Source organism: Rhodanobacter sp. LX-99 (assembly GCF_018599185.1).
GTDB lineage: Bacteria > Pseudomonadota > Gammaproteobacteria > Xanthomonadales > Rhodanobacteraceae > Rhodanobacter.
Genome location: NZ_JAHFVL010000004.1, coordinates 1 through 14,340, shown reverse-complemented (window position 1 = coordinate 14,340; position 14,340 = coordinate 1). Strand labels below are relative to the sequence as shown.

At 67.7% G+C, this 14,340-nt stretch carries 13 protein-coding genes; 1 reads left to right on the top strand and 12 read right to left on the bottom strand.

Features of this window, described 5'->3' with window-relative positions:
- Positions 1 to 2 precede the first annotated feature (2 nt).
- The 11 genes from lipA to KK131_RS16670 form a co-directional block, all read right to left on the bottom strand.
- Positions 3 to 1,013: a lipoyl synthase gene (gene lipA, locus KK131_RS16720; protein ID WP_214557902.1), complete on the bottom strand. Its 1,011-nt coding sequence runs from the start codon at positions 1,011 to 1,013 to the stop codon at positions 3 to 5.
- A gap of 9 nt (positions 1,014 to 1,022) precedes the next feature.
- A complete protein-coding gene (gene lipB, locus KK131_RS16715) occupies positions 1,023 to 1,691 on the bottom strand; it encodes a lipoyl(octanoyl) transferase LipB (protein ID WP_214557901.1) in 669 nt (222 codons plus the stop codon).
- Between the two features lie 117 nt (positions 1,692 to 1,808).
- Positions 1,809 to 2,099 carry a DUF493 family protein gene (locus tag KK131_RS16710; RefSeq protein WP_214557900.1) on the bottom strand — a complete coding sequence of 97 codons (291 nt, stop codon included), beginning with the start codon at positions 2,097 to 2,099 and terminating at the stop codon, positions 1,809 to 1,811.
- A complete protein-coding gene (locus tag KK131_RS16705) occupies positions 2,099 to 3,349 on the bottom strand; it encodes a D-alanyl-D-alanine carboxypeptidase family protein (protein ID WP_214557899.1) in 1,251 nt (416 codons plus the stop codon). Before KK131_RS16705 ends, KK131_RS16710 begins: the two co-directional genes overlap by 1 nt.
- A 76-nt stretch (positions 3,350 to 3,425) precedes the next feature.
- Positions 3,426 to 4,334 carry a septal ring lytic transglycosylase RlpA family protein gene (locus tag KK131_RS16700; RefSeq protein WP_214557897.1) on the bottom strand — a complete coding sequence of 303 codons (909 nt, stop codon included), beginning with the start codon at positions 4,332 to 4,334 and terminating at the stop codon, positions 3,426 to 3,428.
- On the bottom strand, positions 4,331 to 5,356 hold the full coding sequence (gene mltB / locus KK131_RS16695) for a lytic murein transglycosylase B (protein ID WP_214557895.1): 1,026 nt from the start codon (positions 5,354 to 5,356) through the stop codon (positions 4,331 to 4,333). Before mltB ends, KK131_RS16700 begins: the two co-directional genes overlap by 4 nt.
- A 96-nt stretch (positions 5,357 to 5,452) precedes the next feature.
- Positions 5,453 to 6,568 carry a rod shape-determining protein RodA gene (gene rodA, locus KK131_RS16690; RefSeq protein ID WP_214557893.1) on the bottom strand — a complete coding sequence of 372 codons (1,116 nt, stop codon included), beginning with the start codon at positions 6,566 to 6,568 and terminating at the stop codon, positions 5,453 to 5,455.
- On the bottom strand, positions 6,565 to 8,559 hold the full coding sequence (gene mrdA, locus KK131_RS16685) for a penicillin-binding protein 2 (protein WP_214557891.1): 1,995 nt from the start codon (positions 8,557 to 8,559) through the stop codon (positions 6,565 to 6,567). The genes rodA and mrdA overlap by 4 nt, the downstream gene beginning before the upstream one ends.
- Positions 8,560 to 8,575: 16 nt before the next feature.
- On the bottom strand, positions 8,576 to 9,061 hold the full coding sequence (mreD, locus tag KK131_RS16680) for a rod shape-determining protein MreD (protein ID WP_214557889.1): 486 nt from the start codon (positions 9,059 to 9,061) through the stop codon (positions 8,576 to 8,578).
- The gene (gene mreC / locus KK131_RS16675; protein ID WP_214557887.1) at positions 9,058 to 10,008 is read right to left on the bottom strand and encodes a rod shape-determining protein MreC; all 951 of its coding nucleotides are present in this window, start codon (positions 10,006 to 10,008) and stop codon (positions 9,058 to 9,060) included. The genes mreD and mreC overlap by 4 nt, the downstream gene beginning before the upstream one ends.
- A gap of 275 nt (positions 10,009 to 10,283) precedes the next feature.
- Positions 10,284 to 11,330, bottom strand: coding sequence for a rod shape-determining protein (locus tag KK131_RS16670; RefSeq protein WP_214557886.1), 1,047 nt, complete (start codon positions 11,328 to 11,330; stop codon positions 10,284 to 10,286).
- A 277-nt stretch (positions 11,331 to 11,607) separates the two neighbouring features.
- On the opposite strand from KK131_RS16670, the gene KK131_RS16665 reads away from it, so the two are divergent.
- Positions 11,608 to 12,543: a carbohydrate kinase family protein gene (locus KK131_RS16665; RefSeq protein ID WP_214557884.1), complete on the top strand. Its 936-nt coding sequence runs from the start codon at positions 11,608 to 11,610 to the stop codon at positions 12,541 to 12,543.
- Positions 12,544 to 12,594: 51 nt separating this feature from the next.
- Here the strand turns inward: KK131_RS16665 and glpK are convergent, their stop codons facing one another.
- Positions 12,595 to 14,094, bottom strand: coding sequence for a glycerol kinase GlpK (gene glpK / locus KK131_RS16660; RefSeq protein WP_214557882.1), 1,500 nt, complete (start codon positions 14,092 to 14,094; stop codon positions 12,595 to 12,597).
- Positions 14,095 to 14,340 lie beyond the last annotated feature (246 nt).

The following is a 14,340-nucleotide window of genomic DNA, read 5'->3' as shown; positions in this document are numbered from 1 at the left end:
TCTCAGGCTGACTCGGTGACACCGGCTGCATGGGCCTGCAGGTCGGCGTGGTAGGACGAACGCACCAGCGGACCGGAGGCGACGTGGTGGAAACCCATCGCCTCGCCGGCCACCCGCAACGCGTCGAATTCTTCGGGAGTCCAGTAGCGCACCACCGGGTGATGGTGCGGCGTGGGCTGCAGGTACTGGCCGATGGTGATCATCTCGACGTCATGGGCGCGTAGATCGCGCATCGTTTCGAGCACCTGCTCCATCGTTTCGCCCAGGCCCAGCATGATGCCGGACTTGGTCGGCACCTGCGGGTGCTGCGCCTTGAAGCGCTTGAGCAGGTCCAGCGACCACTGGTAGTCGGCGCCCGGACGCACTTCGCGGTACAGGTGCGGCACGGTTTCCAGGTTGTGGTTGAACACGTCCGGCGGGAAGTCCTTCAGCACGTCCAGCGCGCGTTCCATGCGGCCCTTGCCGCGGAAATCCGGGGTGAGGATCTCGATGCGGATGTTCGGGCTGGCGTGGCGCGTGGCGCGGATGCAGGCGGCGAAGTGTTCGGCGCCGCCGTCGCGCAGGTCGTCGCGATCGACCGAGGTGATCACCACGTACTTCAGGCGCATGTCGCGGATCGTCTCGGCCAGCCGTGCCGGCTCCAGCGGATCGGGCGCCACCGGGCGGCCATGCGCCACGTCGCAGAACGAACAGCGGCGGGTGCACACCTCGCCCAGGATCATGAAGGTGGCGGTGCCCTTGCTGAAGCATTCGTGGATGTTCGGGCAGGACGCTTCCTCGCACACCGTGACCAGCGAATTCTCGCGCAGGCGCGCCTTCAGCTGCTGCACGGCGTTGCCCTGCGGCAGCCGCACGCGGATCCACGACGGCTTGCGCAGGGTCGGCACGCCGGTGTCGAAACCGGCGCGGTTCAGCGCGATCTTGTCGTTGCCGACCTGCTTTTCACCCGCAGGCGCACCGCTGACGACGGTGATCGGGATGACTTTGGGGGAAGAGGTGGAGATTTCGCTCATGTAGACAGCTCAGACCGCTGCGCGAGCGGGGAGTTCGGGTAAAACGGGGGCAGCGGGCTCGGCGACAAAGCCGAACTGGCGGCAGAACTCCTCCACCAGCACGTCCTCGACCGTGGCCAACTGCGACGGACCGCCCAAGTCTAGCAGCTGCGTGACTGCCAAACCCTTGTAACCGCAGGGGTTGATGCGGTGAAACGGCTCCAGGTCCATGGCCACGTTGAAGGCCAGCCCGTGGAAGCTGCAGCCGCGGCGCACGCGCAACCCGAGCGCGGCGATCTTGGCGTCGGCCACGTAGACGCCGGGCGCGCCTTCGCGCCGCACGGCGACCACGTTCCAATGCGCCAGCGTATCGATCAGCGACTGCTCGATCTTGTTGACCAGTTCGCGCACGCCGACGCCGACCCGGCGCAGGTCGATCAGCGGGTAGCCGACGATCTGGCCGGGACCGTGGTAGGTCACCTGGCCGCCGCGGTCGACCGGCACCACCGGAATATCGCCCGGCGCCAGCACGTGCTCCATCTTGCCGGCCTGGCCCAGGGTGAACACCGGGTCGTGTTCCAGCAACCACAGCTCGTCGGCGGTGTCGGCGGTGCGGTTGTCGGTGAACGCGCTCATCGCCTCCCAGGTGGCCGCGTACGGCTGGCGACCGAGACGGCGGATTTTCAGCGGCAACGACATGACAGCAGACCTTGGGGAACGGGGAACAGGGAACGTTGGGGTGCTTCGCAGGTGATCAATGGCACCCAGGCGAAACGGGCGTGGCTACCTCTTTCCCCGCGCCCTGTTCCCTGCACTTCACATCGTGTACCGGATATCCGGATCGGCGCGCAGCGCGTGGTGCGCCGCCTCGTACTGCTCGCGGCTGTCGCAGCGGAAGCTCACCGTGACCGAGACGAAGTTGCCGGCGCCGGAGTGCCGGTGCCGCACGCTCTCGTGCAGCACGTGCAGGCCGGCGCGCTCCAGCAGCTGCGGCACGTGGGTCGGCAGGTTTGCGCTGGCGCTGCCGACCGCGGTGATCTCGAACTCGCCGGGAAACTGGAAGCCCTTGCCTTCCTGCTTCGCCTTGCTGAAGTCGATCGGTTGCATTACTTCGCGTCCGCACTCTTGGCCGGCGCGGCTGCCTCGGCCTTCTTGTCGCTGTGGAACCACAGCAGGATGCTGTCCCACAGGCGCGAGAAGAAGCCGCCCTGCGGCGCGTCGGCCAGTACCACCAGCGGCACGCTCTGCACCGGCTTGCCATCCAGGGTGATGCGCAGCATGCCGATCTGCTGGCCCTTGGTGAACGGCGCGATCAGCGTGGCGGGAATGTCCATGGTCGCCTTGAGCTGGTCGTACTGGCCGCGCTTGACGGTGACCAGCACGTTGTCGGCGACGCCCAGCGACAACTGGTTCGTCGCGCCCTTCCACAACCGCGGCGTGGCCAGCGGCTTGCTGGCGTCGTACAGCTTGTGCGTCTCGTAGAAGCGGAAGCCGTAGTTGAGCAGGGCCATTGCCGAATCGGCGCGCGCCTTCTCGCTGCTGGCGCCCATCACGATCGCGATCATGCGCGACTCGCCCTGCTTGGCCGAGGCGGCCAGGCAGTAGCCGGCGCCGGAGGTGTGGCCGGTCTTGATGCCGTCCACGCTGGGGTCGCGCCACAGCAGGGTGTTGCGGTTGTGCTGCTTGATCCCGTTCCACTCGAACTCCTTGATCGCGGAGATCGCATAGTCATCCGGAAAATCGTGGATCAGCGCGCGCGACAGGATCGCGATGTCGTGCGCGGTGGTGTAGTGGTCCGCGATCGGGTAGCCGGAGGCGTTCTGGAAGTTCGAGTTGACCATGCCGAGCTGCTTGGCGTAGGCGTTCATCAGGCCAGCGAAGGCCTGCTCGGAACCGGCGGTGTGCTCAGCCAGCGCGATCGCGGCGTCGTTGCCGGACTGGATGATCATGCCGTACAGCAGGTCCTTCAGCGGCACCTGGCTGTTCAGCTTGAGGAAGCTGGTGGAACCGTCGGTGCCGGCGCCGCCGCCGCGCCAGGCGTTCTCGCTGATGGTGACCGGGTCGGTCATGTGCACCTTGCCGTTGGCGACCTCGGCCGAGACCACGTAGTCGGTCATCACCTTGGTGATCGAGGCCGGCTCCACCCGCAGGTCCGGTTCCTTGCTGGCGAGGATCTGCCCGGTGGCGTAATCCATCAGCACCCAGCTCTTGCCGTCGACGTCCGGCGGCGGCGGCACCGGCGCGTCCGGCACCACCGGACGCGGGACCGGCGACGGGCGCGGCGGCGTCTGGGCAACGGCAACACCGACCAGCAGGACGGCGGCGAACGGGATCAGGGTGCGGCGGAAAAAATTCATCGTGTTGTTCAGTCCGGTTTCTGGATATCGGCGCGACAGGTGCCGACATGATGGGAAAAAGCTGCGCAAATCCTGCTCAGTCTACCGCGACCTGGGGCCGCGGCAGACCCATGCCCTCGATCCGGGCAGTGACCTGGTCGGCGCGATCCACGCTGGCCAGCGGCCCGATCCGCACGCGGCGGACCCGCTGGCCGTTGATCATGGCCTCGCTCACCTGCACCGCTCCGAGGTTGGCCCGGCGCAGGCGCTGGGCCAGCCGGTCGGCGTTGTCCGCGTCGGCGAACGCGCCCACCTGCAGGTAGATCCCGGGGTGTCCGCTTGTGACCACGGTCGGCGGCGGCAGTTCCTGCAGCGGCTGCCCGGGGTCGATCCCGCGCACCTCGACCAAACCGGTGCCCTTGGGCCAGATGCCGATCTTCACCGCGGCGGCGTAGGACAGGTCGATCAGCCGGTTGTCGTGGAACGGGCCGCGATCGTTGACCCGCACGATCACGCTCTTGCCGTTCTCCAGGTTGGTGACGCGCGCGTAACTGGGCAGCGGCAACGTGGTGCTGGCCGCGCTGAACGCGTACATGTCGTAGGTCTCCAGGCTGGAGGTCTTGTAGCCGTGGAACTTGTTGCCGTAGAACGAGGCGATGCCGCGTTCGTCGTAGCCTCGCGCGCTGGGCAGCACGCGATAGGTCTGCCCGCGCACGGTGTAGGGCGACTTGTTGCCGTACAGCGAACGCGGCTCCGCCTTCGGCACCGGCTCGACCAGCTTGCTGACGTCGAGCGGCGGCGGCACGCTGTCCTCGCCATCGCGATAGCGGCTGCCCTGCGGCTTGCTGAGGTCGTCGCGAAAACGGTCGCTGCCGCCGGCGGAGGCCTGGCCCCGCGCATGATCCTGCCGGCTGCCGCCGCCCTGCGAGGGTTTCGTCCGGTGGCTGCCGCAACCGGCCAGCAGCAGGACCGCCACCAGCGCTGTCGCCGCACGCGCCGCCCTCATCGTGCGACTTCCGCCTGGCCCACGCCGGCGGCAATCGCCTGCGCCAGCTGGTCGACCGCCATCGCGTACAGCGGGCTGCGGTTGTAGCGGGTGATCACGTAGAAGTTCTGGAAGGTAAACCAGTATTCCGGCCCGTTCGGCCCTTCCAGCGTCTGCAGGCTGGTGGGTTCGGCCGGCGACAGCGGCTGCAGCGGCGCGTAGCCCCAGGCTTCGAACTGCTCCAGCGGCCATTGCGGCGTGGCGTCCTTCACCGCGACCTGCTGCGCCGCGCCGTCCGGCTGCGCCCGCGCCGCCACCGGACCGCCGCTGACCCAGCCGTGCTGCACGAAGTAGTTCGCCACGCTGGCGAAGATGTCCGGCAGCGAGTTCTGCAGGTCGATATGGCCATCCTGGTCCGCGTCCACCGCGAAATCGCGGATGCTGGTGGGCATGAACTGGCCCCAGCCCTGGGCGCCGGCGTACGAGCCGGTGAGCGTGTCGATCGGCCCGGCCAGGTGGTTGCTCGGCATGCTCAGCAATTCCTTCAGCTGCTCGCGGAAGAACTTCGCCCGCGGCGGGTAGTACAGGCCCAGCGTGACCAGGGCGTCGAGCACCTTGTACTTGCCGGTGTTGCGGCCGTAGCTGGTCTCCACGCCGACGATCGCCACGATGTACTGCGGCGCCACGCCGTACTGCCTGCCTATCTGCTCCAGCAGCGCGCGGTGCTCGCGATAGAACGCGACGCCGTCGTCGACGCGCTGGTCGGTCAGGAAGATCGGCCGGTAATCCTTCCACGGCTTCGCCTCGGCCGGGCGGCTGATCGCATCGAGAATGCTCTGCTGCATCTTCGCGCCGTCGAGCAGCGCGTTCAGCGCCTGCGGGCTCTTGCCGGTCTCGCGCGCCACCTCGCGTACCAGTTCGGCCTGGCCAGGGTGGGTCGCCGCCAGGGCCGGGGTCAGCGCGCCCATCCACAGCAGGCCGATGCACAGCAGGCTCGGGATGGCGAGGAAACGGGCCGGGTGCGGCGCAGGCGTGGCTGTCATGTTGTGGCTTCGCTCACAGAATAACGATGTCGTCGAAAGCCTAACACGCACGCGTGCGCAACCTCGGGCACCGTGATGCCGATGCGCCGGCCATGTTCAGATGTGCATCTTGCGATTGGCGTGGATCGACATCAGCACGCCGAAACCGGTCAGCAGCGACACCGCCGACGTACCGCCGTAGCTGATCAGCGGCAGCGGCACGCCGACCACCGGCAGCATGCCGGCGACCATGCCGCCGTTGACGAACACGTAGACGAAGAAGCTCATGCCGATCGCGCCGGCGAGCAGGCGCGAATAGGTGTCGCGCGCATCCATCGCGATCCACAGGCAGCGGCCGATGATGAACGCGTACAGCGCGATCAGCGCGGCCACGCCGACCAGGCCGAACTCCTCGGAGAACACCGCGAAGATGAAGTCGGTGGTGTGCTCGGGCAGGAAATCCAGCCGCGACTGCGTGCTGTGCTGCCAGCCCTTGCCGAAGATGCCGCCGGAGCCCACCGCGATCTGCGACTGGATGATGTGCCAGCCGTTGCCGAGCGGATCGGACTCGGGATTGAGCAGGGTCAGCACGCGGTCGCGCTGGTACTGGTGCAGGAAATGCCAGCCGACCGGGACCATGCCGGCGACCGCGCCGACCAGCAGGCCGATGCGCCACCACGCCATGCCGGACAGGAACAGCGCGAACGCGCCGGCCGTGGCCACCAGCACGGCGGTGCCCAGGTCCGGCTGCTCGGCGATCAGGCCGGCCGGGATCGCGATCAGCACGCCGACCACCGCGATGTCCTTCCAGCTCGGCGGCAGCTGGCGCGGGTGCAGGTACCAGGCCACCATCATCGGCATGGTCAGCTTGAGCAGTTCGGACGGCTGGAAGCGCATCACGCCCAGGTCCAGCCAGCGGATCGAACCGCGCCCCTCGCCCAGGATCGCCACCACCACCAGCAGCGCGGTGCTGCCGGCGTACAGCCAGGGCGTCCAGCCGCGCAGCACCGCCGGCGGGATGCGCGATACCAGCAGCAGCAGTGCGCCGCCCAGCATGAAGCGGCCAGCCTGGCCGCCGACCAGCGCCAGGCTGCCGTCGCCCGCGCTGTACAGCGTGGCCAGTCCGGTCAACGCCAGCACGAACAGGCCGAACGCCAGCGGCAGGTCGATCCGCGGCCGGGTAAGGATGCGGCGCAGGAAGCGGCGCGCACGCGCGTACAGCGCCTCGATCATGGCGTACCTCCCGTCGTCGTGGCCTGCGCCGGCAGGTCTTCGACCGGCTCGACGTCTTCCGCGCCGGCATCGGGCGGCATGCTCGCGGCCGGCGGCAACGGCGCGGCCGACACCGGCAGGCGCTTCGCGTCCGCGATCACGCCATCGTGCCCGGCCAGCCAGGTATCGAGGATCGTGCGCACGATCGGTCCGGCCGCCGAGGCGCCCCAGGCGCCGGATTCCAGGATCGCCGCCACCGCGATCTGCGGGTTGTCGGCCGGCGCGTAGGCAACGAACCAGGCGCGATGGCGGGTGGCCAGGTACTCCGTGCTGCGGTTCGTGTCGTAGGCCTCGGAACGGCGTGAGAAGCGCTCGGCGGTGCCGCTCTTGCCGGCCATCAGATACGGAAAGCCGATGCCAAGCTGGCGACCGGTGCCCTTGGCGCCGTAGATCACCTGCTGCATGCCCTGGTTCACCACGTCCCAGTCGGCCGGGTTGCGGATCACCGAGGGCCCGCTCGGCGGATTGGCCAACGGCTGCGGCTTCGCGTTGACGCCGCCCTGGGTGGCCATCACCAGGCGCGGCGCATACGGCACGCCATGCCCGGCGAAGGTGGCGATCGCATGGCTCAGCTGCAGCGGCGTCACCGCCCAGAATCCCTGGCCGATGCCGGCGATCACCGTCTCGCCCGGATACCACGGCTGCTTGTAGTTCGCCGCCTTCCACTCGCGCGAGGGCAGCACGCCGGACGATTCGCCGATCAGGTCGATCCCGGTCGGCCGGCCGAAACCGAACTTGCCCATGTACTCGCTGAACCGGTCGATGCCCATGTCCAGCGCAAGCTTGTAGAAATAGGTGTTCACCGACTGCTCGATCGCGCCGACCAGGTCGACCCGCCCCACGCCGCCGCGCTGGTCGTCGCGATAGCCGCGCTGCTGCCCCGGAATGTAGAACACGCCGGTGGAAACCACGCTGTCCTGCGGCGTGCGCATGCCGGTCTCCAGTCCGGCCAGGCCGACCAGCGGCTTCACCGTGGAACCGGGCGGATACACGCCGCGCAGTGCGCGGTTGTACAGCGGCTTGTCGGGATCGTTGGTCAGCGTGCTGTAGTCGGCCTGGCTGATGCCGTTGACGAACAGGTTGGGGTCGAACGTGGGCACGCTGACCATCGCCAGCACCTGGCCGTTGCGCGGGTCGATCGCCACGGCCGCACCGGGACGGCCGTCGAACGCCGCCTCGGCGGCCTTCTGCAGGCGCACGTCAAGGCTCAGATACAGGTTCTTGCCCGGCGTCGGCGCATGCGTTTCCAGCACGCGCTGGGTGCGCCCGTCGGCATTCACCTCCAGCAGTTCGTAACCCGGCGTGCCATGCAGGATATTTTCGTAGGAACGCTCGACGCCGCTGCGGCCGACGTGGCTGGTGCCCTGGTAGCGCTTGGGGTCGAGCCGCTCCAGATCGTCCGCATCGATGCGCCCGACGTAGCCCACCACGTGCGCGAACATCCCGCCCAGCGGGTAGCGCCGGGTCAGGTAGGGCACCACGTCCACGCCGGGAAAGCGCCAGCGGTTCACCGCGAAGCGCGCGATCTCGTCCTCGGTCAGGTGCATCTTCAACGGCACGCTCTCGAAGCGCCGGCTCTGCTTGAGCTGCTTGCGAAACGCGTCCAGGTCGTCCCGATCCAGCGGCACCACCTGGCCCAGCTGCGCCAGCAGCGCCGGCATGTCCTTGATCTGCTCCGGCACCACTTCCAGCCGGAACGCCGGCACGTTGTCGGCCAGCAGCACGCCGTTGCGGTCGTAGATCAGCCCGCGTGCCGGCGGGATCGCGCGCGGCTTGACCCGGTTGGCCTGCGAGCGGGTGACGAACTCGTCGTGACGCATCACCTGCAGGAACACGAAGCGGCTCAGCAACAGGCACAGGCACAGCACGATCAGCACGAAGCCGGCCAGCGCGCGGCGCCGGAACAGGAGGCTTTCGCCGTGGGGATCCTTGATCGAACGCCGGAGCTTCATGTCACTGGTTCATGTCTCATTGAATCCGCAGACGCGCGCGCAAGTCGTCGAGCAACAGGAACAGGAACGGCCACAGCGCGGCGCCGACGAACGGCGAGATCCACCAGCTCGCCGGCGGCAGCGACGCACCGGCCAGCATGCGTACGATCAGCAGCAGGATGCGGTCGTTCAGCAGCAGCGCCAGCACCGCCAGTGCCTGCTGCCACATCGGGAAAAAGCGCAGCCGCGAGCGAAAACGCAGCGCGATGAAGACCAGCGCGCACAGACGCAGGGCCTGCTCGCCCAGCACCATGCCGTTGAGCAGATCCGCCACCAGGCCCACTATGAAGGCCAGCCCCAGGGTGACCCGATCCTCCGATTCCAGCGACCAGTACAGCAGGAACAGCGCCGGCCAGTACGGCTTGAACGGCTCCAGCACGCCGGGCAACGGCACCAGCATCGACAGCAGCGCGAACACCAGCGTGCCGACGAACCACCACAGGCTCAGGCGCTGCTTGTTCATCGCAGCGCCCCGCTGGTTGCCGGCGGGGCGGCCGAGGCTGCGCCCGTCGGCGCGAGATCGCTCGGCGGCCCCATCGGCGTCACCGGCGCGGGAGGTCCGTCCGGCTCGGCCTGGTCGTGCAGCAGCAGCACGTCCTCGCTGCGGTCGAGGTCGGCCGACGGCTGCGCCATCGCCACCAGGAACATGCCGGTCGCCGCCGGCGCCACCGAGCGCACCTCGCCGACCGGAAAGCCCGGCGGGAAGCGTCCGCCGAGGCCCGAGGTGAGCAGCTTGTCGCCCGCACGCACGTCGGCCGCCAGCGGAATGTCCGGAAGGGCGAGCTGGTCGCCGTCGCGCGAACCATAGGCCACGGTGCGCAGGCCGGTACGCTCGATCACCACCGGGATCGCATGCGCCGGATCGGTGATCAGCATCACCACCGAGGTGGTCGGCAGCACCTCCTTCACCTGGCCCATCACGCCATGCGCGTCGATCACCGGCTGGCCCGGCCTGACCCCGTCGCGCGCCCCCATGTTCAGGGTGAGCTGGTAGCGGTAGGCGCCCAGGTCCACGCCGATCACGCGCGCAAGCTGCACGTTCAGCTCGAGGCTGTGCTGGGTGTCGAGCAATTCCTTCAGGCGCTGGTTCTGTTCGGCGACGGCCGCCATCCGGTTCAACTTGGCGTTGGCCAGCAGCAGGTCCTCGCGCAGGCGCTGGTTCTGCTCGGTCAGCCGCTGGCGGTCGGCAAAGGCCACGCTCATGGTGCGCACGCCCACCGCCGGCAGCCCGGCCAGCCGGTACACCGGCTCGACCACGGCCGCCGCCGTGTAGCGCAGACGCCACAGCCATCCGTTGCGATGGTCGAGCACCATCAGCACCACGGCCAGCGCGAGATAGACGATCAGCCGCAGCGTGCCGGCAGCATTGCCGGCGAACAGCGGCGAGGACTCATCGCGCGTGCGCGCCATGGCTAGAGCCTGCTCATGGTCTTCGAGTGCCTCGCGCCGGGAGCTGTTTGCGCGCAGGCCAAGGAAGAACGAAGGAGTGGACGTCCGTCCACGACCGAGTGATGACGCCGGCATGCGCGCAAACAGACCCGGCCCCGCGGGTTGCTATTGAGTGGCCGCCATGCGGCGGCGCACAGCTTGGCCTGCCAGCCAGCCAGGCCCGCGCCACGCTCTGCCACCTGACGGCCACTCAATGGCAACGCGGGGCACTCGAAGGCCACGAGCAGGCTCTCGGCTTATTCGGGTGCGAAGAAGTCGCTGCCGTGCTGATCGATCAGCTCCAGCGCCTTGCCGCCGCCACGCGCCACGCAGGTGAGCGGGTCGTCCGCCACCTGCACGTGCAGGCCGGTCTCCTCGGAGATCAGGCGGTCCAGGTCGCGCAGCAACGCGCCGCCGCCGGTGAGCACGATACCGCGCTCGGCGACGTCGGAACACAGTTCCGGCGGAGTCTGCTCCAGCGCCGACTTGACCGCCGCCACGATGCCGGCGAGCGGCTCGTGCAGCGCTTCGAGGATCTCGTTGGAGTTGATCGTGAACATGCGCGGCACGCCCTCAGCGAGGTTGCGCCCGGAGATCTCGATCTCCTTGACCTCGCCCTGCGGGAACGCGCAGCCGATCTGCAGCTTGATCCGCTCGGCGGTGGATTCGCCGATCAGGGTGCCGTGGTTGCGCCGCACGTAGTTGATGATCGCCTCGTCGAAGCGGTCGCCACCGACGCGCACCGACTGCGAGTAGACGATGCCGTTGAGCGAGATCACCGCCACTTCCGAGGTGCCGCCGCCGATGTCCAGCACCATCGCGCCGCGTGCCTCGTGCACCGGAATGCCGGCGCCGATCGCCGCGGCCATCGGCTCCTCGATCAGGAACACGTCGCGCGCACCGGCGCCTTCGGCCGATTCCTTGATCGCGCGACGCTCGACCTGGGTCGAACCGCACGGCACGCAGACCAGCACGCGCGGGCTCGGGCGCAGGAAGCGCGACTTGTGCACCTGCTTGATGAAGTGCTGCAGCATCGCCTCGGTCATGGTGAAGTCGGCGATCACGCCGTCCTTCATCGGCCGCACGGTGGCGATGTTGCCCGGCGTGCGGCCGAGCATGCGCTTGGCGTCGCCGCCGACCGCCGCGATCGTGCGCGGGCCGCCGGGGCCGCGATCCTGGCGAATCGCCACCACCGAGGGTTCGTTCAACACGATGCCCTGACCACGCACATAGATCAGCGTGTTGGCCGTGCCGAGGTCGATGGAGATGTCGTTGGAGAAGATCCCGCGAAACTTCTTGAACATGAGTCCGCCGTGGTCCGGCCTGGCTAAAAAGTAAGCTCGCCAGTCTAGTCAGCGTGGCTCGCATGCGCAAGGATAATAACGTTAAGAAACCCTTTTACAACACGACGATAAGCACACTTTCTGCGTCTCGAAATGAGCTGAAGCCTCCGGTAAAAAGTCGCCAACGAGGACGGATAGCGGTACGATTCCAGCCTTTGGCCGAAAGCCGGCCGGCTCGGCACTCGGCCGACCGCGGCAGCGCGGTCTTTCCACACCTTACCCGGGGACTCCCGCACACATGTCTGCCGTCATCTGCGGATCGCTGGCCTACGACACCATCATGGTGTTCCAGGACCAGTTCAAGAATCACATCCTGCCCGACCAGATGCACATCTTGAATGTGTCGTTCCTGGTGCCGCGGATGCGCCGCGAGTTCGGCGGCTGCGCCGGCAACATCGCCTACAACCTCAAGCTGCTCGGCGGCGACCCGTTGCCGGTGGCCGCCGTGGGCCAGGATTTCGGGCCGTACCGCAAGCACATGGAACAATGCGGCATCCGGCTCGACTGCGTGCGCGAATTCGACGACCAGTTCACCCCGCAGTGCTTCATCACCACCGACCTGGACAACAACCAGATCACTGCCTTCCACCCCGGCGCGATGTCCAGCGCGCAGGAGAACCACGTGCGCGACATCCCGCACATCGACTTCGCAATCGTCGCACCCGACGGCCGCGAGGCGATGCTGCAGCACGTCGAAGAATTCGCCACGCGCGGCGTGCCGTTCATCTTCGACCCAGGCCAGGCGATGCCATTGTTCAGCGGCGACGAGTTCCGCTCGATGATCGGCAAGTCGACCTACGTGATCGTCAACGACTACGAGTCGCAGCTGCTGCAGGCCCGCACCGGCTGGAGCGCCGCCGAAATCGCCGGAAGGGTGACCGCGTACATCGTGACCCAGGGCCCGCGCGGCTCGCTCATCCACGTCGGCAGCGATACCCACAACATCCCGCCGGCGCGCGAGCGCCAGATCGTGGACCCGACCGGCTGCGGCGACGCTTACCGGGCCGGCCTGATCTTCGGCATCATGCGCAAGAAGGACTGGCCCACGATCGGTCGCATGGCTTCGCTGATGGGCGCGCTGAAGGTGGAGCATCCCGGCACGCAGAACCAGCGCTTCAGTTACACCGAATTCGCCGCGGAGTTCCTCGACCAGTTCGGTTACGCGCTGGACTGATCGCAGCTTGATCGCGAAGCTCGCGCGGCACGATCCGGGCTCCGCCCGTTTTCAGTCGACGCGAAAACCGATGGTGGCGTTCACCGCATCCTGCCAGCCGCGGTACAGCCGCTCGCGGCAGGACTCTTCCATGACGGGCCGGAAGCACCGGTCCATCTGCCACAGCGCCGCGATCTGCTCGCGACTCTCCCAGAAACCCACGGCCAGGCCTGCCAGATAAGCCGCGCCCAGTGCGGTGGTCTCGGCGACTCGCGGGCGCAGTACCGGTACACCCAGCATATCGCTCTGGAACTGCGCCATGAAGTCGTTGGCGATCGCGCCGCCGTCCGCACGCAATTCCTTCAGCTGGATACCAGCGTCCGCCTCCATCGCAGCCAGTACGTCGCGCGACTGGTAGGCCATCGACTCCAGTGCGGCGCGCACCACGTGTTCCTTGCGGGTGCCGCGCGACAACCCGAACATCGCGCCGCGCACGTCGCTGCGCCAGTACGGCGCACCCAGCCCGACGAAAGCCGGTACCAGGTACACGCCTTCGCTCGAATCCACGCTCTCCGCACAGGCCTGCGAATCGCTGGCGTGCTGCAGCATCAACAAGCCATCGCGCAACCACTGCACCACCGAGCCGGCGACGAAGATACTGCCTTCCAGTGCGTACTCGACGACGCCATCCAGCTCCCACGCGATCGTGGTCAACAGTCCGTGACGCGATGGCACGGCCTGGGTTCCGGTGTGCATCAGCATGAAGCAACCCGTGCCGTAGGTATTCTTGGCCATGCCGGGCTCGAAACAGGCCTGGCCGAACAGTGCCGCCTGCTGGTCGCCGGCCACGCCGCTGATCGGTACGCCCGCTGGCAGTCCAGGCAAGGCCATAGTGTGCCCATAGATCTCGCTGCACGAACGCACTTCCGGCAACATGCTGCGCGGAATACCCAGCATGCGCAGCAGCTCGTCGTCCCACTGGCGCGCATGGATGTCGAACAACAGCGTACGCGCGGCATTGCTGACGTCGGTGACGTGCAGCCTGCCGCCGCTGAGATTCCAGATCAGCCAGCTGTCGATCGTGCCGAACAACAGGTCGCCGCGCTCCGCGCGGGCGCGAACGCCATCGACATGATCGAGGACCCAGCGGATCTTGCTGCCTGAAAAGTACGCGTCGATCAGCAACCCGGTCTTTTCGCGCACCAGCGAGGCATAGCCGTCCGCCTCCAGCCTCTCGCAGATCGCCACGCTCTGCCGCGACTGCCAGACGATGGCGTTGTAGACCGGCAGGCCGGTGTGCCGATCCCACACCACCGTGGTTTCACGCTGGTTGGTGATGCCGATGCCGGCCAATTCGCCGACATCGACTTGTGCCGCGGCCAGCACATCGGCGACCGTCGCCAGCACGCTGGCCAGGATCTCCTGCGGATCGTGCTCCACCCAGCCCGGCTGTGGAAAAATCTGGCGGAACTCGCGTTGCGCCGAGCCGGCCACGGCACCGGCTCGATCGAACAGCATTGCGCGCGAGCTGGTCGTGCCCTGATCTATCGCCAATACGTAACGTTGCGCCACGGCACTTCCCTTCGCACGAACCTGTCGGCAAAGAGTAGCAACAGGCCGTGCATGGGGCGATCGACGTACATCACCCGCTCATGTGCAATGCACATCGATGCGCTTGCCGCCGGGCGAGGCGGAGAGCCGTGTGAGCCGGCGATCGGCGATCGCCGCGGCAAACGCCAAAAAGACGAAGGCCTCCCCGGATGGGGAGGCCTTCTAAGGATAAAGCCCCTGGCGGTGACCTACTCTTGCATGGCAAAG

Bases quoted from the DNA above. Each gene is read 5' to 3' on its own strand.
- lipA (WP_214557902.1), bottom strand. From the start codon at position 1,013: ATGAGCGAAATCTCCACCTCTTCCCCCAAAGTCATCCCGATCACCGTC.
- lipB (WP_214557901.1), bottom strand. From the start codon at position 1,691: ATGTCGTTGCCGCTGAAAATCCGCCGTCTCGGTCGCCAGCCGTACGCG.
- KK131_RS16710 (WP_214557900.1), bottom strand. From the start codon at position 2,099: ATGCAACCGATCGACTTCAGCAAGGCGAAGCAGGAAGGCAAGGGCTTC.
- KK131_RS16705 (WP_214557899.1), bottom strand. From the start codon at position 3,349: ATGAATTTTTTCCGCCGCACCCTGATCCCGTTCGCCGCCGTCCTGCTG.
- KK131_RS16700 (WP_214557897.1), bottom strand. From the start codon at position 4,334: ATGAGGGCGGCGCGTGCGGCGACAGCGCTGGTGGCGGTCCTGCTGCTG.
- mltB (WP_214557895.1), bottom strand. From the start codon at position 5,356: ATGACAGCCACGCCTGCGCCGCACCCGGCCCGTTTCCTCGCCATCCCG.
- rodA (WP_214557893.1), bottom strand. From the start codon at position 6,568: ATGATCGAGGCGCTGTACGCGCGTGCGCGCCGCTTCCTGCGCCGCATC.
- mrdA (WP_214557891.1), bottom strand. From the start codon at position 8,559: ATGAAGCTCCGGCGTTCGATCAAGGATCCCCACGGCGAAAGCCTCCTG.
- mreD (WP_214557889.1), bottom strand. From the start codon at position 9,061: ATGAACAAGCAGCGCCTGAGCCTGTGGTGGTTCGTCGGCACGCTGGTG.
- mreC (WP_214557887.1), bottom strand. From the start codon at position 10,008: ATGGCGCGCACGCGCGATGAGTCCTCGCCGCTGTTCGCCGGCAATGCT.
- KK131_RS16670 (WP_214557886.1), bottom strand. From the start codon at position 11,330: ATGTTCAAGAAGTTTCGCGGGATCTTCTCCAACGACATCTCCATCGAC.
- KK131_RS16665 (WP_214557884.1), top strand. From the start codon at position 11,608: ATGTCTGCCGTCATCTGCGGATCGCTGGCCTACGACACCATCATGGTG.